Below are 23,256 nucleotides of genomic sequence, written 5' to 3' on the forward strand. Positions count from 1 at the left end.
AATTTATAATGTTTTAATTTTATTGTCGTATGCTTTAACAAAATCATCTGATAATGCGGCAGCACTGTCTTGCATAAACTCTGTTTTTAAATTGGAATGTAAGCTTTTATATACCTTCCATTGACGCATTTGTTTCTGTCCCGGCACTAACATGTCTGTAAGCGACTGATTTTGACTTTTGGCTTCAATAAATTCAGGATCTAATTGATTTAGCAATCCACGGATAGCGCCTAATGTGCCTGCAGTTAACGCGGTATCATGCTTTCGACCGTCATTAAAAGCTTCGGTGATAGCTTGTTGAGATGACAAGAAACTCGCACTTTTCCTTAAAAATAAATTTTGAAATACATCATCAATATTGGCCGAAAATTTCAATGGATTATTTTCACGCTGCTGGAATGTCGTTTGATTGATCCTAAACTCAGTCTTCAGCTTTGAACGTTGACGTAGTGATTCCATCAGTCCTGTCAACATAAACTGCATGCTTTGGCCCAGTTCAAACATCAATTCTTCAGTTAACACATTGACATAATCGTGTTCATTGACTCCCAAACCTTGGAAAAATGCTTTGCTTAATGCAGATGCTGGGCTTACCAGAGTACTAACTGACGCCTTGGTATTGGGTGCCTCGGGGGCCACTTTTTTTACCTCAGCTTTTACAACTTCAGGCACTTTGATAAGGTTAACTGAAGCTTGAGAAACCTGAGGCATGGGCTCTTGCGGAACAGCAGACCGGGTATCTGCTTGTGTATGAGCTTGAGAGCCTTGCCCAAAAATATCTTTATCCCATTCTTCTGGAATGGCAACAGGTGGTTGAAAATGGTCTTGTAAATCAGCGTTAATCTGCGAGAGACCTGCTGATTGTTGTCGAGATTGGTTCAATAACATAGCAGAATCAAATCCTGCTAAATCGGACTCAAACCCAGTATCAAGCATTGATGAAGAAGAAGCTGCTGGAATGACTTTATTTTGCTGCAAAGTCGCTACTGGCGGTGCGTCATGTACATCTTGCTGAACATGACTATTGGAGGTCACATTTAACATTTGTAACTTCGCGCTGATCTCATAATCACCAAAAGTGAACAAATCATCGTGTTCAATTTTATGTTCACGATTGGCGCCTAACGCTTCGACAGCCCGATTGACATATAACCCATTGGTTGATAAATCCTCAATGAAAAAGTCATCACTGCGCTTAATGATCCGAGCATGAGTACCAGATACCACTTTTTCAGGATCAGGCATGTGCCAGTCACATACATCAGAGCGCCCTAACGTTAAGGTGTCTGTGACATCTTTTGTTATGACTTGCTCAGGGGATAACCTGTGATAACTCACAATCTCTAGCGATAATTCCATTTCTATTACATCTTCCTTCATCAACTTATTGACTAGCCATCATACCCAGTGAGTTATAAGCGTTGAACACCATTGAGACGTTCATACATTTCATTTCCTCTGGCAAATAACTCTCTGGCTGTCTTCAGATATTGCTTATCAAGATACACATTTGCTTGGCGTAAAAATGAAGCGGCTAAACGTTTATCAAGCGTTAGCAAGGGTTCAAAGTCATCAGGTAAATTCGTGGCGAGCCCCCTAACTTCTTTATCAAACTCATGTAAGTCTTTCGGATTATCAATCGCATCCAACCTCACGGTTAATTGATTAAATGTATCTCGGTAATAAACTTCAGCAGCATCGTATGGATAGCTGGCAGTTTTACCTTTTGCCGTTAAATTGTGATAGTCATTTAACCTTTTAACCGCCACTTTTAATTCAGCGCCATATTCAATTAATGACTTAGCTTTTGGATAGTTTGCAAAAATATATTCGCCGGTAGTAATCAACCCATCAATTTGAGTAATATCATGTTTCTTTAAGGCGTTATTAAATGTGCTTGCATAGAGAGTGTATTCTTCATTGCTGGCGGTGTATGCATATCCAGGTTCGACAAACGTTAACCCTTCAACAATGGCTTGAATATTATTACTTCCCTGTTCGTTATAACGGGCTTGAGATAATAAAAGACTTAATCGTTCAGACAGTGCATCTACAACAGATTGTTTACTTCTCTCAGCTTGATTTTTCATTTGTAGTAAGCGAACTGAATCAGGATAAAATCGTTCTATATCATTAATAACTTGTGCTATTTTTTCATAATCTTGATACAGACCATTATCGCTTTTCGGTAAAGAAGCAATACGTTGCTCAACAATATCCAACACTTCAGATTGATGCGTCTTTAACAAACCATTCTTAATTAGCGTTTTATCTTCTGGAATATCTTCTATCTGGGCTAATAACGCTGAAGCAGGAATAAATTCAAATGCTTGAACTTCGCTTTTGGCCTTATTTGTCAGAGCGACTTTACTCTGTAAGTCGTCTAATTGAACCTGATAATACTGTTGAATTTGAAACCCACTGATCACAAGTACAGCACCTGCAGCAATAGCGGTGAGTAGTGGCCAACTTTTACTGTGGAACTTATTGATAATTAGCTCGATGGAAGGCGCACGTTGTACTTTTTTAAGCGCGAGACCTTTTTTCAACATAGGCCATAATCGTGAACTAATATTTTTTGGTTTAATCAACTTATTGTTGGTGATATCAACTTCATTTGCAGCTACACGGTTATAAGGATGTTTACTTGTTAGTAGCTCATAGCTAATACACGAAAAAGCAAAAATATCGTCTGCCGCGCAGGCATCTTCTCCAGATAACTGCTCAAAACTAGCATAAGCTGGGGTATAACCTGTTAAAGGAGAGTCTTGGTCGACTTCGGCAAATGCGTATCGGTCCTCTCTTTGCTGTAAGTTTTTCGCAACGCCAAAATCAAAAACTTTAATGTTCCCTTGGCGAGTGAGGAAGATATTTGATGGCTTTAAGTCTGTATGGACAATACCTTGTTGATGAGCATACGATAATGCAGAAGCAATCTGATCAATGATTTTCATTGATCCTTTGAAGTTGATGCCTAATGGTTTTGAACGTTTGATCACTTGGTCTAATGATTCGCCATCTAACCACTCCATCACCATAAAGTGAAAGCCATCATCGGTATCTACATCATAAACTCTGATGATATTTGGATGAGATAGTTTTTGAGTTTGTACTGACTCTTTGATAAGGACTTGCTGAGCTTCGGGTATATCCGATATCTGAGATAATAATACTTTAATCGCAACAAAAGGTTCTGTTACGTTTAATGACTCCAAATAGAGATCTTTGGCGCGGTATATATCACTCATACCACCATGACCAATTTTCGACTCAATTAAATAGCGATTTTTGAAACACTTCCCAATCAAGTTAACTTTATTATTATTTCCAGAATGTTCAAATCCTGCCACAACTGTTTTATCTTCAGCAAAGTGATTTGGTGCTTTACTCTTATCCATAAGTACAGGTTAATCCCTTAATATTATCCTAAAGTATGTAAACTATCTTCCTAGTGAATCAAAATTACCCCAATATGTTGCAGCAAGAAAATGCAAAAAACAACATTTAAAAACTTGCTTAATAACTTTTAAATAAATTCATTAAAATAAACCACCCATTAGTATGTATTAAAATCTAAAAACATTAAAAAGTATGTTTTTAATATTAAAATAAACATCTAATTAACTAAAAAACAGTTTTTCTATTGACCCAATAAAACATTATCGGTAATTTACGATTTCTTTTTAATGGACCACATTTTTAAAGGATTAAACAAATATGAAACGCGTCAATCTTTCATTACCTGTTATTGCGTTATTAACACTTGCGGGTTGTCAATCAGCACCTGTCGTTGTATCTGAACCAATCAAAACATTTTCTATTTCTCCAGAGTGTATTGAATATACATTACAAACAGATAATGAAATGATTATTGGGTTCACACCTGTGTATTTCGAAGTTAATAGTGATAAGTCATACAGTAAGCTTGATACTCACATGTCTTGCGTTGCGACTTACCTCGCCAATAATTCTGATAAAGAACTAAATGTTCAGGGCTTTACAGATGACAAAGGCACAGTTAAATACAATAAAGCGTTGGCACAGCGTCGTGCTGATGGTTTAGTGGAGTTTTTAATCTCTTTGGGCACATCTAACGACCAATTAATTTCGACTACTAAAGTTATTGAAGATAACGGTGTAAAATTAACCAGTTCTGAGCGTTCTAAGACTCGTCGGGTTAACTTTTCCATTACGAATAAATCTTCATAAAAAATGAATTAAAGTATTAATAAAATACTGTAATTCAAGTGTATTTATTATACTTATTATTGAATCTCAGCTTATTACAAAGCTGAGATTCAATAATTTATCAACAAACCTCAGTTATATCGCTCCTTATTCCATCTAAAAAACCTGCTTACTTATATTATTGTCAATATCTGGACTAAACATGGATTCTCTAAATTTATTTGGAAATTTTAGTCACACGACAGAGCCCATACTGAAGATAATTGTGCTGCGTTAACGCGCATCACAGATAAAACGACTTCTAAAAATTGACAGTATAAAAATGATTAACCGAAAAACGTGACTCAACGATTAATCACTGCTCATTGGAAATAGATACTTAAGCATAGTCAATTGAACATAGTCCCCAGTGAGGTTAGCGTTCAACACCCTTACTTAATCTTAATCGAATGAATAACATTATCAATAATAGTAAACCAAACCGAATATCAATTGTCCCGCCGCTGTAATTATTACTATGTTCCACCTTGGCAATTTTCTCCTCTTTAACTCTCACCTTAAATCGAGCTAACTCATCATCTAAGTTTTTAGTCATATCAGTGACCGCTAGATCAAAACCTTGCATCGATTTTTCTGCTAAGGTTTCATCAATACCTATGGCAGTAGTGCGTTTTTCAAGCTTACTGATCCCTGGCGCTCTAAAGAGCATTTTCCTACTTTTAATGTCAAATACTGCCGTATCGACAAATGTTTGTACGGTATTTTCATTGCCCGGAATCACATACATCCCCACGATTGTCCAATACAATAACGCGGCATTATTCTCTACCGACTGAGTCACTTGATCGTAAGACACCAAGGCCATTACGTCGACATCATATAAACGCCCAACTTGCTCTAATGTGTTAAAACCATCACCACCAGCAAGATAAGTACTCGGAATAACTTCAATGCGATCAATATAATCATATTGGACAAAAGCCGCTTTCACTTTTTCAAGTAATTCATATTGGTCCTTACTATGCACGGCCTCTTTTTGAAAGCCTGTAGACGGTACAAAGGCAATACCGACTTTTACCGGTAATGTGAGCAATGGAACTTCGGCGCTATGTGCTGAACGGTCATCTTTATTAGGATACAAAAAGTCCATCAGGCTGCTCGAGACAGACTGTTTTCCCGACTGCTGGCTCACCAGCATACTGCATGAAGACAATAATAAAACTGATGCCATCGTACCTAACCATGTTGTTTTTTTCATTTACGCTTCCCTTTTAAACTATTTTCCATTTATCGATAACAATAAATCTGTTTATTTCTACAACACGAAAATACATAAATAACCAATCACACCAAATGTTAATTATTTTCACTACCTTAACATTGTCAATTTCGCTAACCCTTAACTAAAAATACTATAAACCATTGTTATTTATACACTATAAAAAGTGGCACAGTTAGTGCTATGTTGTATTTAATTAACATTAGTTACAAATGATAACGTGACGTTAACTCGCTTAAGAATAACAATAAGTACATTAGCGTCATTTAATTCAAAAAATATAACATTAGCAGGTACCCCATGGATAGGTTCATCAGCATGAAGAAAATGGCAATTCCTTTACTTTGTATTGCAGTATTGAGTGGTTGCAGCGGCGAAGAAGAGCAAACAAAAAAAGATGAAAAATTTGCTATTCCGGTTGAAACAGCACTGGTCACCACAGGCAATGTATCGTCTTTTTACAGCACCACCGCCACACTTGAAGCACCTGAAGAGTCTCATGTGATGAGCCGCATTGCTGGGATAATCGAAAAGATTAACGTTGAAGAAGGCGATCGGGTTACCAAAGGACAAATACTTGCGGTAATTGATGCCAAGCGTCAACGCTATGATTTCAATCGTTCAGAAGCCGAAGTGCAGATTATTCAGCAAGAATTAAATCGTTTAAACAAAATGAACAACAAAGAGTTTATTAGCCAGGATCAGATGGCCAAACTCGAGTTCAACCTGCAAGCTGCTAAAGCACAGCGTGACTTAGCAGAACTGCAAGTTAAAGAAAGCCAAATCACCTCGCCTATTAATGGTGTCGTTGCTGCACGTTATGTTAAAACGGGCAATATGGCCAAAGAGTTCCAAGAGTTATTTTATGTTGTCAATCAAGACCAACTTCACGGCATATTACACTTACCAGAACAACAGCTTGCAAGTTTACGAGTTGGTCAACAAGCCAGTATTATTCAACAACATCAAGGTAGCGCTGCCCATATTATCGATGCAAAAGTACTGCGCATTAGTCCAATAGTGGATGCTCAAAGCGGTACGTTTAAAGTGACATTAGCCGTGCCAAATCAAGATGCTACATTAAAAGCGGGTATGTTTACTCGGGTTGAACTTAAATACGACACCCATCGTGATGTACTTACCGTGCCTTATAACGCATTAATCAACCAAGACAACACTCAAGCTTTATATGTGATAAAAGACACCAAGGCACAACGACGTGAAGTCACGTTGGGATATCGTGAAAATAACACGGTTGAAATTTTATCGGGTGTTGAAGATGGCGAACAAATTGTCATCCGGGGCCAGCAGAACCTCAAAGATCAATCATTAGTGGAAATTATTACCCCACTTAGCTTCGCAGCTATTCGATAACGGAGCGGGATAATGTCAATAATAAACACTTCGGTTAAACGCCCCGTCACTGTATGGATGTTCATGTTCGCTGTGATGCTTTTTGGTATGGTCGGGTTTTCTCGCCTCGCGGTAAAACTATTACCCGATTTAAGCTATCCCAGCGTGACCATACGCACAGCCTATGACGGAGCTGCTCCGGTTGAAATTGAGCAACTGGTATCAAAGCCAATTGAAGAAGCCGTTGGCGTAGTCAAAGGACTGCGGAAAATAAGCTCAATTTCACGTTCTGGCATGTCTGATGTTGTGCTCGAGTTTGAATGGGGCACCAATATGGATATGGCTAGCCTTGAAGTGCGTGAAAAAATCGACACTATCGAGCTGCCCTTAGACATTAATAAGCCATTATTACTGCGTTTTAACCCCAATCTTGATCCCATCATGCGCTTAGCTTTTTCTGTACCCAATGCCGATGCGGAGCAGTTAAAGCAAATGCGAACTTTTGCTGATGAAGAGTTAAAACGACGTTTAGAAGCCTTATCCGGTGTTGCTGCTGTAAGGTTATCCGGTGGGTTGGAGCAAGAAGTTCATATTGAATTAAATCAACAAAAACTAAGTCAATTGAATCTTAATGCCGATCAGGTTAAACGTCGAATAAATGAAGAAAATATCAACCTTTCAGCAGGTAAAGTGATTCAGGGTGATAAAGAATACTTGGTCAGAACCTTAAATCAATTCAATTCTTTAGATGAACTAGGTCAAGTGATTATCTATCGTGATGGCCAAACGTTAGTCAGATTATCTGATATTGCGGTGATTAGTGATGCCTACAAAGAACGCAGTGATATTACTCGCATCGGCGAAGTAGAATCGATTGAACTAGCCATATACAAAGAAGGTGACGCCAATACCGTTGCTGTTGCACAAAAGCTACGATCTGAACTTGAAAAAATCAATCTAGCTAATGAACACAATAAGTTAAAAGTAATTTACGACCAATCTGAGTTTATTGAAAGCGCAGTCAATGAAGTGACATCGGCAGCGTTATTTGGCAGCTTACTGGCGATGCTGGTAATTTACCTGTTTTTACGGGACATTATTGCCACATTAATTATTTCCATCTCGATCCCCTTTTCGGTTATTGCCACCTTTAACATGATGTATTTTGCCAATATCAGCTTAAACATTATGTCGTTAGGTGGTATTGCGTTAGCGATTGGTTTATTGGTCGACAATGCCATTGTGGTATTAGAAAACATAGACCGTTATAAATCTCAAGGCATGAGTAAAGTTGAAGCTGCCGTCACAGGATGTAAAGAAGTCTCAGGCGCCATTTTTGCTTCAACACTCACCACTCTGGCGGTATTTGTCCCTTTAGTGTTTGTAGACGGCATTGCAGGAGCCTTATTTGCCGACCAAGCGCTCACAGTCACGTTCGCCCTACTCGCCTCATTATTTGTTGCCTTAACAGCCATTCCCATGTTGGCATCACGTCAAGGTTTTACTAGCCTGCCGCAACCTATTGAAGTCGCCCAAAAACCTAAACCCACTAGCCGAAAAGGAAAAGTGGCCTATTACTTACTGGCTGTGCTGAGCTTTCCATTTAAACTCTTGTTTAGCTATTTGCCTTCAGGATTGTTAACCGCAATTATTGTCATTAGCCGTTTTGTAAGTAGTGTATTTGGACTGTTGCTCAAACCCATCTGCGCTGGTTTTAACTACTTATACCGCATAGTCGAATCAATCTATTTCCGTGTATTACATCACGCTCTTCGCCACCAAGTGTTAACCATTGTGTTAGCACTATTGGTGACCCTAGCGTCAAGCTGTTTGCTGCCTAAATTAGGTGTTGAGCTAATCCCGCCGATGAATCAAGGAGAATTTTATGTCGAAGTATTATTACCACCAGGCACCGAAGTCAGTGAAACTGATGCTGTATTACAACAACTAGCCCTGTCGATTAAAGACCGTAAAGATGTGAAACACGCCTATAGTCAAGCCGGTAGCGGTGGGTTAATGACATCGGATACTGCAAGAGGTGGTGAAAACTGGGGCCGATTACAAGTGGTACTCGCAGACCCTTTAGCCTTTAATGCGGTTAGCCAGGTATTGCGTAACACAGCAAAAAACATTCCTGAACTAGAGGCTCAAATTGAACACCCTGAATTATTCAGCTTTAAAACCCCGCTTGAAATTGAGCTATCGGGTTATGATTTAGCTCAACTCAAACAAAGTGCAGACCAACTGGTTAATGCCTTGTCTGATTCTGACCGCTTTAGTGACATTAATACGACCTTACGCGATGGCCAACCAGAGATCAGTATTCGCTTTGACCATGCCCGTTTAGCCGCGCTGGGGATGGATGCTCCGACAGTTGCTAACCGCATAGCCCAACGTGTCGGTGGTACTATTGCCAGCCAGTTTACGGTACGCGATCGTAAAGTGGATATTTTGGTGCGCAGTGAATTAAGCGAACGCGATCAAATCAGCGACATTGAATCGTTAATTATTAATCCCAATAGCGCCCAACCTATTCCATTAAGTGCTATTGCCACTATCGATTTACAAATTGGTCCTTCAGCGATTAATCGTATCAGTCAACAACGAGTCGCTATTGTGTCGTCTAATTTGGCTTACGGTGACTTAAGCGAAGCGGTAATTGAAGCCCAGCAGATACTGGCTAAACAGCAGCTACCAAGTTCTATTCAGGCCAGATTTGGCGGCCAAAATGAAGAAATGGAGCACTCATTTGACTCATTGAAAATAGCCCTCGTTTTGGCTATCTTCCTAGTGTATTTAGTAATGGCCAGCCAATTTGAATCATTGTTGCATCCACTGCTAATCTTAATCGCTGTTCCAATGGCCGTTGCCGGCAGTATTGTGGGTTTATTCATTACCGGGACCCATTTGAGCGTAGTGGTATTTATTGGCTTAATCATGCTAGCAGGTATTGTGGTCAACAATGCGATTGTATTGGTTGACCGTATTAATCAATTGCGCCAAGAAGGTATTGATAAACTGACCGCGATTAATGATGCCGCGCAATCTCGTTTACGTCCTATCATGATGACAACCCTAACCACTACCTTAGGTTTATTACCAATGGCAATAGGCATTGGCGATGGCAGTGAAGTTCGTGCGCCAATGGCCATTACAGTCATTTTCGGATTAAGCATGTCAACCTTGCTTACATTGTTAGTTATTCCAGCTCTATATGCGCTATTTGATCGTAAACAATATACCCAAAGCGACGTTGAGTTTAATACAGCGGAGACGCCAGCATGAACATAACTCAACTGGCGATAAAGCGCCCCGTCACCACCTGCATGTTTTTCTTGGCCATTATGTTGTTTGGCATGGCGGCCAGTAGAATGCTGCCATTAGAAATGTTTCCAGGAATTGATATTCCACAAATTGTGGTGCAAGTTCCGTACAAAGGCTCCAGCCCTGCAGAAGTTGAACGCGACATCACTAAAGTGCTGGAAGAGTCACTTGCTACCATGAGCGGCATAGAAGAGGTGCGATCAGATTCAACCCAAGACGGTGCGTTTATTCAGCTCAACATGAAATGGGGTGAAGATGTTGCCACCAAAAGCCTAGAAGCGCGCGAGAAAATTGACTCGGTAAGGCATTTATTACCAAAAGATGTTGAGCGCGTCATGATCCAACAGTTCTCAACCGCCGATATGCCGGTGTTAACCATTCGCATATCAAGCGAGCGCGAACTCTCTAATGCATTTGATTTGTTAGACAAACAGCTTCGTAAGCCGCTTGAACGCGTTGACGGCGTATCAAAAGTCACCCTTTATGGCGTTGAACAAAAGCAGATCGAAATCCGACTTGATGCCGATAAATTGGTCGCATCAAGCCTTAATAGCCTCGATTTACGATCGCGTTTACTGGCAGAAAACTTTGTCATCAGTGCAGGTACCCTAAGAGAAAATTCACGGGTGTATCAAGTCTCACCAAAAGGTGAATTTACCAGCCTTGATGATATCAATAGTCTGGTGATTGTGCCGGGTATCCGCTTGCAAGATATTGCGATGGTGAGCTATGCCCTGCCCGAGAAAATTGAAGGCAGACATTTAGATCAAAAATATGCGGTGGGTATTGATGTATTTAAGGAATCTGGTGCCAATTTAGTAGAAGTGTCTGATCGTGTGCTAAGCGTTATCGAACAGGTTAAGCAAGATCAGCAATTTAATGGCATCAAACTGTTTATCATGGAAGACCAAGCCTATGGGGTTAAATCCTCACTCAAAGACTTATTACTATCGGGCTTAATGGGTGCGGTACTGTCATTTGGGGTGCTGTTTCTGTTTTTGCGTAACCTTAAAATGACCTTAGTGGTTATCTCATCGGTACCGATTTCATTATGTATGACATTGGCTGGTATGTATTTTTTAGGCTACAGCTTAAATATTTTATCGATGATGGGATTGTTATTAGCCGTCGGCATGTTGATTGATAATGCGGTTGTCGTCACCGAAAGCGTGCTACAAGAGAAACAAGCTGGGCATATTGACGACACTTGTCAGATAAAAGCCAACCAACAAGCCGTGTTAACTGGCGTTGAAAAAGTCTCTTTGGCGGTTTTAGCAGGCACATTAACCACCGCCATTGTATTTTTACCGAATATTTTCGGCGTAAAAGTGCAACTGACCATCTTTTTAGAACATGTTGCTGTGGCCATTTGTATCTCGCTAGCGGCTTCATTATTGGTAGCGAAAACATTAATCCCACTGATGCTCAACCACTTTCACTTTGAAGTGCAGGCCGCTAATGACAACAATCGCTTAGGGCGTTTTTATCAACGTAGCCTCACGTGGATATTAACCCGACCAAAACGTTCTGGTGTCATCGCAGTGGCATTGTTGATATCAACAGCATTGCCATTAAGTATGGTGCAACAAGATCAAGGAGATGGCGAAGGTAATGACCGTTTATACATTAATTACCAGCTAGAAGGTCGCCATAATCTAGCGGTGACCGAAGCCATGATTAATAGCATGGAAACGTATTTATACAGCAATAAAGACAAGTTTTATATTGATGCGGTTTACAGTTACTACGCCCCGCAAGATGCACAATCAACCATTTTATTGCAAAAAGACATCCCTATAGACATTGGTGAGTTAAAGAAAATGATCCGCGAAGGATTTCCTAAATTTTCGATTGCCACGCCACAATTTGGTTGGGGTAATGAAAATAATGGCATTCGTGTAACCTTAACAGGGCGCTCAACAACGGAATTAATTCGCATCAGTGAACAAGTGATGCCATTGCTCGACAATATTGAAGGCTTAGTCGATGTGCGCTCGGAAGTGAATGGCGCCCAACAAGAAGTTGTGGTGGTGATCAACCGAGAAATGGCTGCCCGTCTGGATTTAACCTTAAGCGATATAGCATCGAACATTGCCATTGCCTTAAGAGGTTCGCAGTTACGTTCGTTTCGCCATGATCCTAGCGGCGAACTACGCATCGAACTGGCCTACGACAAAAGCTGGCAGAACTCTTTAGAAAAGCTTAAGCAACTGCCGATTATTCGCCAAGGTGACCGAGTTTATACCCTAGACAGTTTAGCTGAAGCAACTGTGGTGCCTCGATTTGATACTATCCGTCATTTTAATCGCCAAACGGCTTTATCCATTGGTGCAAATCTTGAAGATATCACAACCGAAGAAGCGCAAACTAAAATTACTCAGGTGATGGACTCGGTGAACTTCCCTTACGGGTACGGTTACTCGTTACGCGGTGGTTTTGAACGCCAGGATGAAGACCAGTCCATCATGGCGGTAAATATGATCTTGGCTATCGCAATGATTTATATCGTCATGGCGGCGTTATTTGAGTCACTGCTGCTACCTACTGCTATTATCACTTCGATTATGTTCTCAATTACGGGTGTGTTCTGGGCATTGTGGCTCACAGGCACGCCAATGTCGGTAATGTCGATGATTGGCATACTTATTTTAATGGGCATTGTGGTTAATAACGGTATTGTACTGGTAGACCAAATTAATCAGATGACACCCGATTTGGATAAGCTAAGTGATACCATCATTAGCGTGTGTATTACTCGTTTACGTCCGGTATTAATGACGGTTGCAACCACAGTGCTGGGATTAGTGCCATTAGCCATGGGAGATACTCAGATAGGCGGTGGTGGGCCGCCGTATTCGCCAATGGCCATTGCCATTATTGGTGGGTTAACCTTTTCAACTGTCACCAGTTTGTACTTGGTACCATTATGCTATCAAGCGCTATATCTCGTGCGCCATAAAGCCGCAATTAGATTAGGGGTAGCCAATACATTTGCCCAAAAACTGTTGCCTTGGACCAAATAGTCCCGCACTTCAGTTCTGCTGGTGCATCGTTATTGTTTACTGTAGTCAATGTTTGCTATGGTCAATGCTTGCTATGGTCAATGCTTAATAAGCTACATTGGAGAAGCGTGATTTTATTTAATCAGATGCTAATTCACTGGATGTTATTGCGCCATAAGTGATCAACTTGTTACGCTAGGCAGTATTAATAACAATAACATAATTGCTATTACAGCAATGAGGGAGCGTCATGAAACTCACATTTCAACGTCACATCATCGGACTCAGTGCATTAGCTATGCTTGCATTAGCTCAAACATCAGCCATTGCTGATGATAAGTTCAGCGATGTGGTGATTAAATCTAAAAAACTAGACAATAATACTTACATGTTTATCGGGGCCGGAGGCAATATTGCGGTTTCTGCAGGAGATGACGGCATATTAATTGTTGATGATCAATTTGCACCTTTAGCCGATAAAATTACCGCTGCACTCAATGACATTCAACCTGGTCTGCCTAAGTACATCGTTAACACTCATTACCATGGCGACCATACAGGTGGAAACGCCCACTTCGGCCAAACAGGCTCTATCTTGGCTCATCATAATGTTCTCAAGCGTCTCAAAGCCGATAGCAGTACTCCTGCGTCAGCATTGCCCGTTATCACTTATGAAGACAATATCTCAATTCACTTTAATCAAGATACTTTAGAAGTTATCCATCTAGGGCCCGGCCACACCGATGGGGACAGTGTCGTCATGTGGCAAAAGGCCAATATTATTCACATGGGCGATTTATACTTTAAAGACCGCTTTCCATACATTGATTTAGCTGCTGGAGGCTCTGTAACAGGCTACCGTGAAAACGTTAGTCTTATCCTCGATCGTTTAGACAATAAAACTAAGGTAATACCTGGTCATGGTGCGTTAGCCGATAAAAATGCACTGCTAAAATTCAAGCATATGCTTGATGACAGTATTAATTGGATGCGTGGTGAAATTGAAATGGGCCATGATTTAGCCACCATCAAAAAACAGGGCGTGCCAGCAAAATATGCTAATTGGGCTTGGGAATTTATCTCGGCAGATAAATGGATTGAAACCTTATATCAAGACCTAGCCGCTAAATCTTAACTAGAAAATCCATATCGGCATATCGATATCACCGTAGACTTACATACAAAAAAGCTTGTTGTTTTAAGCAAGCTTTTTTGTATAAATACCAATGTAGTTAAAGACAGAACATCCACTATGCCAGTGTTAAAGGCGCTTGCCTGAAATGCCATAATACCCAATACACTGGCTTCAAATCTTTTCCGCCAAAATCCCGAAAAGGTCTTGCGAAATAATATAACCATTGCCAGGAAGCTAAAAATTGTTTGGCTTTTTGCCATATCGCTTCACCACCAGCTAAACGATAACAAGCTATAGCTTGGTTGATCATTCTGTTATTAGGCCCAATATAGCGATATAAGCTATGGATAAACACCAACACATCTCGAACTTGTTGTGAGACAACGGATTTATGCTGTTGGTTCGCCTCAAAATCAATAAATTTAACCTCACCAGCTTGCCAGCTGATATCACGCAAAGCTGGACGGCCATGAGCAAGCTGCATAGAGTGCAGTTTCGCTAAAGCTACGCTGACATCATTTAAAATGGGTTGCCATAAAGCTTGGCTAGTATGGTCCAACAGATGATTAATCGTATTGCCAACGTCTTCGACAACCATGTAACCGTCACCATAATCGACAACCGCAGGCACTGGTGCACCTATATGACTAAGCGTATTTAATATACCAATTTCTTTATGTAAAGCAGCTGTGGAGTTTTGCTTTAATAAACGCATCGCACCTGCAAGATGCTCTACTTGCTTCAACCAATATCGCTTACCCTGATATTCGAAAGGTACGATACGCTCGCCACGGTGTTCGCGATAAACCTTAGCTACATGTTGTTGAAAACCATTATTCTCAGTCATAAAACAACCTAGTCATCGACTCACTATTACTGATTACTAAATTATCTTCCTAACGTTTATAGAACTCAATTAAACCAATGGTTTTTAGTGCTTTTTCATAAAATATTAGCCATATATATAAACTTTATACATAGCTTGTATACAAACTAAAAACACAAAAGATACATTTAGTTACCATCGATGTTAATCAGTATGAATATCAGATCAATTCATCATTAAATAGAACACACTGCAACTGACTCGTTGAAAATGATTAGATAAATGGAACAGAAAGGTAAAGTGTAGAGGCTTGAGTACAAACAGAAATATTATTGCTCAATAGGATGGCTTTCCTCAAAAAAAAGCGCCCTTTTGGGCGCTTAATCATTCTTGGCACTACCGATATGTTATTCAGTCACTATCGCTGTAGCACGATTTTCTAACAATACCGGAATACCTTCGGTAATAGGATACGCTAACTTATCAAATTTACAGATCAGCTGTTGCGACTCTTTGTCGTAATCTAGCTTTCCTTTACATACTGGGCAGGCCACAATTTCGAGTAATTTTTTATCAAATGCCATGAGACAATCCTTTTTTAGTTTGAGCCACTTGCTGTAATTGGCTCAACAATGCGTGATCAAATTCTGAGTTAAGCTTCGCATTTACAGGTAAATACCACCAGTTTGATTGTGCAAAATCGCGACATTTAACCGCATCTTTTTCAGTCATTAATAATGAATGCTGTACGGATAAGTCACTTAATTGCTTTTGATCAAAAGCTTGGTGATCTGCGAACTCAACTGTTTTTACTACTTTATAGCCTAACTGGCTAATACTATTAAAGAAACGTTGCGGGTTACCAATACCAGCCATTGCAACGACACTATTTTGCTGATTAAACTTATCTTGTAGATTGTTGTCAACCAGACAAAGCGGTGCAGGTTCTAGTGCCATCAGCACTTCACCGTTTTGAGCTGGTCCGCCATTATTTATCACAAAATCAACTGAATTTAACCGCCACAAACCTTCACGTAAAGGACCGGCGGGTAACAAGCAGTGATTGCCATAACGACGCTCTCCATCCACTAAAGCAATTTCGATATCGCGGCCTAAGGCATAATGTTGTAAGCCATCATCACTAATAATTACATCAACATCAAAGTCTGTTAATAATGTTTGCGCAGCGCTCACTCTCTTTGCGCCGACAACCATAGGCACTTGAGTGCGAGCCACTATCATTGCAGGCTCATCACCTACATCACTGGCTTTTGCATTAGGAGTAACAGCAACAACACCATCAACATTAACCCCATAACCTCGGCTTATTACACCTGGCTTGTAACCGTGTTGGCGTAACAGTTCAATTAAATAAATTACTGTCGGGGTTTTACCACTGCCTCCCGCGGTGATATTACCCACCACTATTACGGGTACGGGTAATACTTGCGCTTGTTTAAACCCAAAACTAAACAGTAACCGCCTAATATAAGAGATGAACCAAAATATCCCAGATAGTGGCAGTAATAACCATTTGGCCTGATGACCTTGGTACCAAATTCGATGAATAAGCTGTTGCATCACAACCACCTAATCATTATTGACTAAACTGCATCTGGTAAAGATTAGCGTAAATGCCAGCTTGGGCAATTAACTCACTGTGATTGCCGCGTTCAACAATTTTCCCTTGGTCGATAACCAAAATTTCATCAGCGCTTTCTATGGTTGATAAACGGTGTGCAATCACGATAGAGGTGCGATTATGACGAAGATTGTCGAGGCCCTTTTGAATCGCTTTTTCGGACTCAGTATCCAATGCTGATGTTGCTTCATCTAAAATTAACACTGGCGCATCACGTAACATGGCACGAGCAATGGCAATACGTTGGCGCTGGCCGCCTGAAAGCAACACACCATTTTCGCCGACTTGGGTATCAAGACCTTCAGGTAAAGTATCAATAAATTCCATGGCATAGGCTAACTCTGCGGCATGTACTATTTGTTCGCGAGTCACTTCACCTGGGTAGGCATAGGCAATGTTATTGGCAATGGTGTCATTAAATAAGGTAACTTGTTGCGACACTAGAGCGACTTGATTACGAAGTGATTTTAGTTGGTAATCATAAATACTGGTGTCATCAAGACGGATATCACCAGTTGATAAATCACCGTAAAAGCGAGTGATCAAACTGGCAATGGTCGATTTACCAGAGCCAGAACGCCCTACTAACGCAACCGTTTTACCCGGCTTAACTTCAAAATTAATCCCATTAAGTGCAGACTTTTCTTGGCCAGGATATGCAAATGTCACATTATCAAAGGCCAACTTACCTTCAACTCTATCAATACTAAATACGCCATTATCAGGTTCTGGCGCAGTGTCTAATAATTCAAATACTGTGGTACAAGCGGCAATACCACGCTGAAATTCCGCATTAACACGGGTTAAGTTTTTAATCGGTTGTAGCATGGCTAACATGGCGCCTAAAATAGCCGCGAACGTACCAGCGGTTAAATCGGTTTTCATGCTATCCCAAGTGGCAGCATACAACACAAACGCCAATGCGAATGAACCAATCACCATAATGAGCGGCTGGCTGATTGACTGTGCAACCGCTAGTTTCATGTTTTGGTAGCGATTACGATCGTTAACTTGAAAAAAGCGTTCAACCTCAGTTTTTTGTCCACCAAACACTAATACGTTTTTATGGCCCTTAATCATCTGTTCTGTGGTTGCGGTTACACCGCCCATAGCAGATTGAATTTGCTTAGACACCTTGCGAAAGCGCTTACTGACTACACTGATAACCACACCCATGATGGGGCCTATCACCAAAATACATAATGACAATTTCCACGAATAGTAGAACATAATGCCTAACATACCGATGGCCGTCATGCTGTCACGGACAATTGAAATCAACGCACTGCCTGATGCACGAGCAATTTGCTCGGTATCAAACGTAACGCGTGAAATCAAATTACCGCTATTTTCACGGTCAATATAACTCACAGGTAAACGTAGGTAGTGCTCAAACACTTGTTGACGCATATCCATAATGAGCTGAGCACTCATGTACGACACACAATAGGTCGACACGAAGTTAGCCACACCACGCAAGCTAAACATTAAAATAACCGCGATTGGGGCCATTAACATAATGTCTTTATTGGCGTTAAAGCCACCGTGCGTTGGTAAGTCGACACCGGCGACTATCGCAGGCGTTTGACTGAAGCCTTCATCAATAAACGGCTTAATAAATGCGATAAACGCTGCATCGACAGCGCCATAAGTAATAAGACCTAGAACAGCCATAATAAACATAGCTTTCATCGGTACGACATAGGCCATCAAACGTTTGAAAACGACCCACATTTCATTTTTAGGTGATGCTGACATTGAATCCAATACTTAACTAGCAAACATGAATAACATTCTACTCTGCTTTAAGTGACTCACCAAATCTAAACAAACGGTTATACCAAAATGGGGCAATTTGCTGACGGTAAGTGGTTACTTTGTAGCCTTCAGTTGTGAAGTTGATGCTTATTTGGCCGACATGGCCAGTTTGTAACATTTTACTGCCTTGTTGTTGATACCTCGCCATAATATCTGGTTTAGGAAACCCATATTGATTAGAGAAGCCAGCGGTAAAAATAGCTAATTGGGGGTTAACACTATCAATAAAGGCTGGGGTAGATGAGGTGCGACTACCGTGGTGCGGAACGAATAAAATATCGGCTTGAATATCTGCATTTACCGCCAAAAGTGCTTGCTCTCGTGGAGCTTCAATGTCTCCGGTTAACAACACCGTTGACTGACCGTCAAACAATTTAACCACGCAGGAACGGTTATTATCATTACTATTGGCGCTTAAAATATTTGGGATAAAACTCAATTGTACGCCGCGCCACAATAATTCACCGTCACAAGTTCGCACGCTATGTGATGATTCAGTTAACGCTGAGGCTGACGCTGAAAAATCAGCAATTAATGCCGCCTGTGGAAATTGATCGACCAACACGTTTAATCCACCAGCATGATCATTATCGTCATGACTCACAACAATATAATCAACATAACGGATACCTTTACTGGCCAAAAAAGGCAATATTGCACGTTGAGCATAACTGAACTCCCCATAAGCAGCGCCAGTGTCGTAAATAATTCCGTGCTGCCCTTGTTGTAAAACCACTGCCATTCCTTGAGCCACATCGATGGCATGAAGTTGCCATGGTGTTTCACCTAACGAAGACGCTGGTGAAAACACTATCTCATGAGTCACTAACTTGTTCATAATGATGGGCAGCATCAGTACTGCCACTACAACGCTATAACTCCATTTTCGCTGACTCGGTACGTATCTGCGTAGCACCAACAACATCAATGCTAAAACAAAAAACATTCCCCCCGCTAGCTCTTTCTCGGTTAGCACCAGTTGATTTAACGGCAAATCATCGCTCAGCTGTAATAACCATGCAAAAGGCTCCAAACTTAAATTAGCCCACTGAAATATCATTAAACTAAAACTTTGCAATGAAGCAGTATCAATGCCTAGCACCCACAAAATCCATAACGCCAGTAACCAAATGCAAAAACTCAACAGGGTTAATGGAATAACCACCAAGCTAAACCAAGGCACCAGCAGCATATTCAACCAAATACTATGAGGTGCAATGCCACCAAATAATATCCCTTGCAAAATGCCGAGCAACAGCGCTAAACGCCATTGAATCGACCACAAAATACCGAGTCCATGTAAAATGTTATCCTTCAGCAGCATAACTTTTTCAATACATCTGTCAGTCAAAGTAAGCTCGGGGACATCAATGCTTCGATTAACGAGAACAGGGTCTAGGTTAGATGGCTGATCTACCGAGTCAGGTTTCACCGACAATAGAATAATCACCAATGCCCCAAAAGATAACCACAACCCAGCACCTAACGATGCAAAGGGATCCACCAACATCACAAAAAATAATGCATAAGCAAGTCGATCCCAATGATGACTAAATTGTTTAATAAAACTAAATATCAACAATAAAAACAGCATCAACAATGCGCGTTGAGTGGCAATAGCAAAACCCGATAAGTAGCCATAACCTAAGGTAAATACTGCTGCAAATACCATTGCCAGTTGGATTTTACCCAAATGCTGCCATGAAAATGCATAGCGACTTATCCCAATCAAAATGCCATAAAATAATCCGAAAACTACCGACAGATGTAAACCTGAAATCGCGACTAAATGCCCTGCTCCGGTCTGTTGCAACTGCTGCCAACGTTGAGAGGTTAATGCGCTTTTATCGCCAAAAATCAAAGCGTGTAAAATATCGCCATGAGAAAACTGCCCCAATAAAGGTGATAATATTTCCATGATTTGTTGACGCATTGAGCTACTGTGACTAAGCAACTCTGCTTGCTTAACACGACCTTTAGCGACAATATGCTGGCTAATAAAATACTTTTGCTGGTTAAAACCGCCTTGATTTTGGATGCTTGAGATCCCTTTAACTTTTGCATTAAATTGCCATATTTGGCCAACAACAATTTTATCTGGCTTTTGCCATGTTAATCGGTAATATCGCTGCACATTATTAAGCGCCAACGTCTCAAAAAATGCGTCTTGATGGGGTTTTGCTATAACGCGCACATCAAAACTAATCCAGTCGCGGTTTTGGCTAACTAGTGATACTATCTGCGCCTTAAACTCGATTTGTTGCGACTTTTCAACATATTGATGCATATATAGACAATGAAATAACAGGCTCAGCCAAATGACGGCGAATAAACAGCCGGCCATAAGCGGCCCTTTGCGAAGACAAAGAAGCATAGCCAAGAATAGAATGGGCAAACACCATATTGGTGCCAGCGAAGGCCATAACATCGCTGATAAAGAACAGGCGCAAAAGCCATAGATAAATCGATTCATAATGAATTAGTTAAGACATTAATCGACAAATATGCCAAAAAAATTAATACAAAGATTTATGCCAAAACCAGAAACACTCCGTGAACATAAGTATTTGCGGATGTTTGGCAAACTATTGCACAAGCCTAATTTGTGGGCATTGAATCGCAAATCAGCTCCAGGAGCCTTTGCTGTTGGGCTATTTGTGGCTTGGCTCCCCATGCCATTTCAAATGGTTGTTGCTGCAGGATTTGCCATTATGTTTAACGTCAACCTTCCCGTTGCTGTGGCGCTGGTATGGATAACAAATCCACTGACGATGCCAATTATGTTTTATGGAGCCTACTTGTTAGGCACTAAAATCCTAGGACATAAAGCACAAGCATTTCAGTTTGAAGCCAGCTGGGCATGGATTGAAGCCTCAGTATCAACTATCGGCCCGCCTTTTCTTGTTGGTTGCCTAGCACTAGCCATTATCAGTGCTTTGGTAGGGTTTATTGTCATTAAAAGCATGTGGCGCTATTCAGTTCTGTTTAAATGGCAAAAACGTAAAGGCCAGTAACACCTCATAGATTGATTAATGTACTTGTATTAAGGCCGCTACTGCGGCCTTTTCTATAAGTTAGAGATGTTGATTTAAATTTTGTGCCATCCGCTTTGCTAAACGTGAAAAATCTGCAATTTCTTGGTCTGTTAACCCACTTTTCATTAACTCATTCACACGTGACTCTGCGGTAGATAATTTGGTAACAATCTTAATTCCCGCAGGGCTTAAGCCTAAAAAGTAACTGCGTTTATCGCTAGGATTATCTGATTTTTCAGCATACTTAAGGTTAATTAATTCTTTAATCAACCGTGCAAGTTGCGCCTTATCAATCAATGTTTTTTGCACTATATCATTCGCTGTTACTTGTTTATCTTGGTTAGCAATTATTTTTAACACCCGTAAATGTAATGGCGTTAACCCAAATTCAGCGCTATCAATAGCATGACGCAATGAACGCTTTACACTGTGTAATAAATTAAACAATGGCTCTTTTATATTTTCAGACATAAGACATCCTCAAAATCATTTTAATACCCCAGCAGCATCAAATTCTATTACAACAACCAATAACTAGTTGACTTTGTCAACAACAATCAATATAGTTGACATTATCCACTAACAGCAAGGTTAATGCAATTATCAGTTGCAGCAAACGAGTGATTAAACCCCAACGCTTTGCTAACCCAAACGACAGGCAAGTTATTATGAATAACCAATCAGCTAAAAAATCTCCAACCCGATTAACTTATATCAGTGACATTATTGAAATAAGCCCTTATTTACGTAGATTGGTGTTGAGTGGCGAGCAACTGGCTAATTTCCCTGCCGATCAACAAGGGGCCTATGTAAAAGTATTAATACCGCAACCCGGTGAAACCACCGTAAATATGACGTTAACCGGTCCTAATGCTGCGATTAAGCGCTCATATACCATCAGGGAGTTTGATCCTGTGCGTGGTCAACTTAGCTTAGATTTTGTGATAAATAAGCATACGGGGCCAGCAACCGATTGGGCAAAATTAGCTAACGTTGGCGATACCGTCGCAATTGCAGGCCCTGGGCCATTAAAAATGAATCGATTCGATTTCAATGACTACTTATTATTTGGAGATTCCACGTCTATCAATGCCGTTGATGCATTGATAAAGCGGCTTCCCGCCACCGCTAAAGGGCATATCATCATGTTGGTGAATAGCCATCAAGAGCAAGCGCTGCTCAGTCAACACCCATTATTGAAAACCCATTGGTTAGTACTAAATGACAGTATCACTGCAGAACAACAGATAGATTGGTTATTAGATAAACTTGAACTCTTTGGTGATTTACCTGCTGTGACACAAGTTTTTGTCGGCTTAGAGGCCACCCAAGTGAGAGTAATAAAGCAATACTTACTTGAGCAACAACAATTACCATTAAGTTCAATCAGTGCTACGGGATACTGGAAGCGAAATACTGATGCTGACACGTTTGGTAAACAAAAGCAGATGCAGCCGTTGTAGTGTCTTTTTGTTTAGTTAAGCAAAGAACTGATTAAGTGATGGGTCGTAAAAATCACACGTTTCGACTATTTGTCATTTTAGCTTGTCATATGTGTGGCTAAACAAGGCGCTGTTTCTTATTTCTGGTTACGTCAATAGCATGTCCATTACCAATGAATGCAACACAATTAGCTGGTCAAAGGACTTTTTGA

At 40.6% G+C, this 23,256-nt stretch carries 16 protein-coding genes; 7 read left to right on the forward strand and 9 right to left on the reverse strand.

The window, feature by feature from the left end:
• Nucleotides 1-3 precede the first annotated feature (3 nt).
• Together tagH and SFRI_RS12230 are read right to left on the reverse strand one after the other, a co-directional pair.
• Nucleotides 4-1,359 carry a type VI secretion system-associated FHA domain protein TagH gene (gene tagH / locus SFRI_RS12225; RefSeq protein WP_041413036.1) on the reverse strand — a complete coding sequence of 452 codons (1,356 nt, stop codon included), beginning with the start codon at nt 1,357-1,359 and terminating at the stop codon, nt 4-6.
• 53 nt (nt 1,360-1,412) lie between these two features.
• Nucleotides 1,413-3,398 (reverse strand): serine/threonine-protein kinase, encoded by a 1,986-nt coding sequence (locus SFRI_RS12230; RefSeq protein WP_011637832.1) that lies wholly within the window; start codon nt 3,396-3,398, stop codon nt 1,413-1,415.
• Between the two features lie 319 nt (nt 3,399-3,717).
• On the opposite strand from SFRI_RS12230, the gene SFRI_RS12235 reads away from it, so the two are divergent.
• A complete protein-coding gene (locus tag SFRI_RS12235) occupies nt 3,718-4,209 on the forward strand; it encodes an OmpA family protein (RefSeq protein ID WP_011637833.1) in 492 nt (163 codons plus the stop codon).
• A gap of 394 nt (nt 4,210-4,603) precedes the next feature.
• On the opposite strand, the gene rhlP is transcribed toward SFRI_RS12235, so the two are convergent.
• Entirely contained in the window at nt 4,604-5,446 is an 843-nt protein-coding gene (gene rhlP / locus SFRI_RS12240) for a rhombotarget lipoprotein (protein WP_011637834.1), read from the reverse strand.
• 321 nt (nt 5,447-5,767) lie between these two features.
• On the opposite strand from rhlP, the gene SFRI_RS12245 reads away from it, so the two are divergent.
• The 4 genes from SFRI_RS12245 to SFRI_RS12260 all read left to right on the forward strand — a co-directional run bounded on the left by SFRI_RS12245 (nt 5,768) and on the right by SFRI_RS12260 (nt 14,281).
• Nucleotides 5,768-6,841, forward strand: coding sequence for an efflux RND transporter periplasmic adaptor subunit (locus SFRI_RS12245; RefSeq protein ID WP_011637835.1), 1,074 nt, complete (start codon nt 5,768-5,770; stop codon nt 6,839-6,841).
• Between the two features lie 12 nt (nt 6,842-6,853).
• Nucleotides 6,854-10,105 carry an efflux RND transporter permease subunit gene (locus SFRI_RS12250; protein ID WP_011637836.1) on the forward strand — a complete coding sequence of 1,084 codons (3,252 nt, stop codon included), beginning with the start codon at nt 6,854-6,856 and terminating at the stop codon, nt 10,103-10,105.
• Entirely contained in the window at nt 10,102-13,167 is a 3,066-nt protein-coding gene (locus tag SFRI_RS12255) for an efflux RND transporter permease subunit (protein WP_011637837.1), read from the forward strand. The genes SFRI_RS12250 and SFRI_RS12255 overlap by 4 nt, the downstream gene beginning before the upstream one ends.
• A gap of 229 nt (nt 13,168-13,396) precedes the next feature.
• Nucleotides 13,397-14,281, forward strand: a complete 885-nt coding sequence (locus tag SFRI_RS12260; RefSeq protein ID WP_011637838.1) for an MBL fold metallo-hydrolase — start codon at nt 13,397-13,399, stop codon at nt 14,279-14,281.
• A gap of 115 nt (nt 14,282-14,396) precedes the next feature.
• Here the strand turns inward: SFRI_RS12260 and SFRI_RS12265 are convergent, their stop codons facing one another.
• The 5 genes from SFRI_RS12265 to SFRI_RS12280 all read right to left on the reverse strand — a co-directional run bounded on the left by SFRI_RS12265 (nt 14,397) and on the right by SFRI_RS12280 (nt 21,040).
• Entirely contained in the window at nt 14,397-15,128 is a 732-nt protein-coding gene (locus SFRI_RS12265; protein ID WP_011637839.1) for a lipopolysaccharide kinase InaA family protein, read from the reverse strand.
• A gap of 386 nt (nt 15,129-15,514) precedes the next feature.
• Nucleotides 15,515-15,691: a Trm112 family protein gene (locus SFRI_RS21275; protein ID WP_011637840.1), complete on the reverse strand. Its 177-nt coding sequence runs from the start codon at nt 15,689-15,691 to the stop codon at nt 15,515-15,517.
• Complete coding sequence (gene lpxK, locus SFRI_RS12270; RefSeq protein ID WP_011637841.1) at nt 15,681-16,688, reverse strand: tetraacyldisaccharide 4'-kinase; 1,008 nt, start codon at nt 16,686-16,688, stop codon at nt 15,681-15,683. Before lpxK ends, SFRI_RS21275 begins: the two co-directional genes overlap by 11 nt.
• A gap of 16 nt (nt 16,689-16,704) precedes the next feature.
• On the reverse strand, nt 16,705-18,507 hold the full coding sequence (msbA, locus tag SFRI_RS12275) for a lipid A export permease/ATP-binding protein MsbA (protein ID WP_011637842.1): 1,803 nt from the start codon (nt 18,505-18,507) through the stop codon (nt 16,705-16,707).
• Between the two features lie 37 nt (nt 18,508-18,544).
• Nucleotides 18,545-21,040, reverse strand: a complete 2,496-nt coding sequence (locus SFRI_RS12280; RefSeq protein WP_011637843.1) for a DNA internalization-related competence protein ComEC/Rec2 — start codon at nt 21,038-21,040, stop codon at nt 18,545-18,547.
• Nucleotides 21,041-21,071: 31 nt separating this feature from the next.
• On the opposite strand from SFRI_RS12280, the gene SFRI_RS12285 reads away from it, so the two are divergent.
• A complete protein-coding gene (locus SFRI_RS12285; RefSeq protein WP_011637844.1) occupies nt 21,072-21,581 on the forward strand; it encodes a DUF2062 domain-containing protein in 510 nt (169 codons plus the stop codon).
• Nucleotides 21,582-21,641: 60 nt separating this feature from the next.
• On the opposite strand, the gene SFRI_RS12290 is transcribed toward SFRI_RS12285, so the two are convergent.
• Nucleotides 21,642-22,073, reverse strand: a complete 432-nt coding sequence (locus SFRI_RS12290; protein WP_011637845.1) for a MarR family winged helix-turn-helix transcriptional regulator — start codon at nt 22,071-22,073, stop codon at nt 21,642-21,644.
• Nucleotides 22,074-22,270: 197 nt separating this feature from the next.
• Here SFRI_RS12290 and SFRI_RS12295 point away from each other — a divergent pair, with 197 nt between their 5' ends.
• Nucleotides 22,271-23,065 carry a siderophore-interacting protein gene (locus tag SFRI_RS12295; RefSeq protein ID WP_011637846.1) on the forward strand — a complete coding sequence of 265 codons (795 nt, stop codon included), beginning with the start codon at nt 22,271-22,273 and terminating at the stop codon, nt 23,063-23,065.
• Nucleotides 23,066-23,256: the final 191 nt, after the last annotated feature.

The organism is Shewanella frigidimarina NCIMB 400, assembly GCF_000014705.1.
GTDB lineage: Bacteria > Pseudomonadota > Gammaproteobacteria > Enterobacterales > Shewanellaceae > Shewanella > Shewanella frigidimarina.

Coding starts and splice junctions, on each gene's coding strand:
- tagH (WP_041413036.1), bottom strand. CDS start 1,359: ATGGAATTATCGCTAGAGATTGTGAGTTATCACAGGTTATCCCCTGAG.
- SFRI_RS12230 (WP_011637832.1), bottom strand. CDS start 3,398: ATGGATAAGAGTAAAGCACCAAATCACTTTGCTGAAGATAAAACAGTT.
- SFRI_RS12235 (WP_011637833.1), top strand. CDS start 3,718: ATGAAACGCGTCAATCTTTCATTACCTGTTATTGCGTTATTAACACTT.
- rhlP (WP_011637834.1), bottom strand. CDS start 5,446: ATGAAAAAAACAACATGGTTAGGTACGATGGCATCAGTTTTATTATTG.
- SFRI_RS12245 (WP_011637835.1), top strand. CDS start 5,768: ATGGATAGGTTCATCAGCATGAAGAAAATGGCAATTCCTTTACTTTGT.
- SFRI_RS12250 (WP_011637836.1), top strand. CDS start 6,854: ATGTCAATAATAAACACTTCGGTTAAACGCCCCGTCACTGTATGGATG.
- SFRI_RS12255 (WP_011637837.1), top strand. CDS start 10,102: ATGAACATAACTCAACTGGCGATAAAGCGCCCCGTCACCACCTGCATG.
- SFRI_RS12260 (WP_011637838.1), top strand. CDS start 13,397: ATGAAACTCACATTTCAACGTCACATCATCGGACTCAGTGCATTAGCT.
- SFRI_RS12265 (WP_011637839.1), bottom strand. CDS start 15,128: ATGACTGAGAATAATGGTTTTCAACAACATGTAGCTAAGGTTTATCGC.
- SFRI_RS21275 (WP_011637840.1), bottom strand. CDS start 15,691: ATGGCATTTGATAAAAAATTACTCGAAATTGTGGCCTGCCCAGTATGT.
- lpxK (WP_011637841.1), bottom strand. CDS start 16,688: ATGCAACAGCTTATTCATCGAATTTGGTACCAAGGTCATCAGGCCAAA.
- msbA (WP_011637842.1), bottom strand. CDS start 18,507: ATGTCAGCATCACCTAAAAATGAAATGTGGGTCGTTTTCAAACGTTTG.
- SFRI_RS12280 (WP_011637843.1), bottom strand. CDS start 21,040: ATGAATCGATTTATCTATGGCTTTTGCGCCTGTTCTTTATCAGCGATG.
- SFRI_RS12285 (WP_011637844.1), top strand. CDS start 21,072: ATGCCAAAAAAATTAATACAAAGATTTATGCCAAAACCAGAAACACTC.
- SFRI_RS12290 (WP_011637845.1), bottom strand. CDS start 22,073: ATGTCTGAAAATATAAAAGAGCCATTGTTTAATTTATTACACAGTGTA.
- SFRI_RS12295 (WP_011637846.1), top strand. CDS start 22,271: ATGAATAACCAATCAGCTAAAAAATCTCCAACCCGATTAACTTATATC.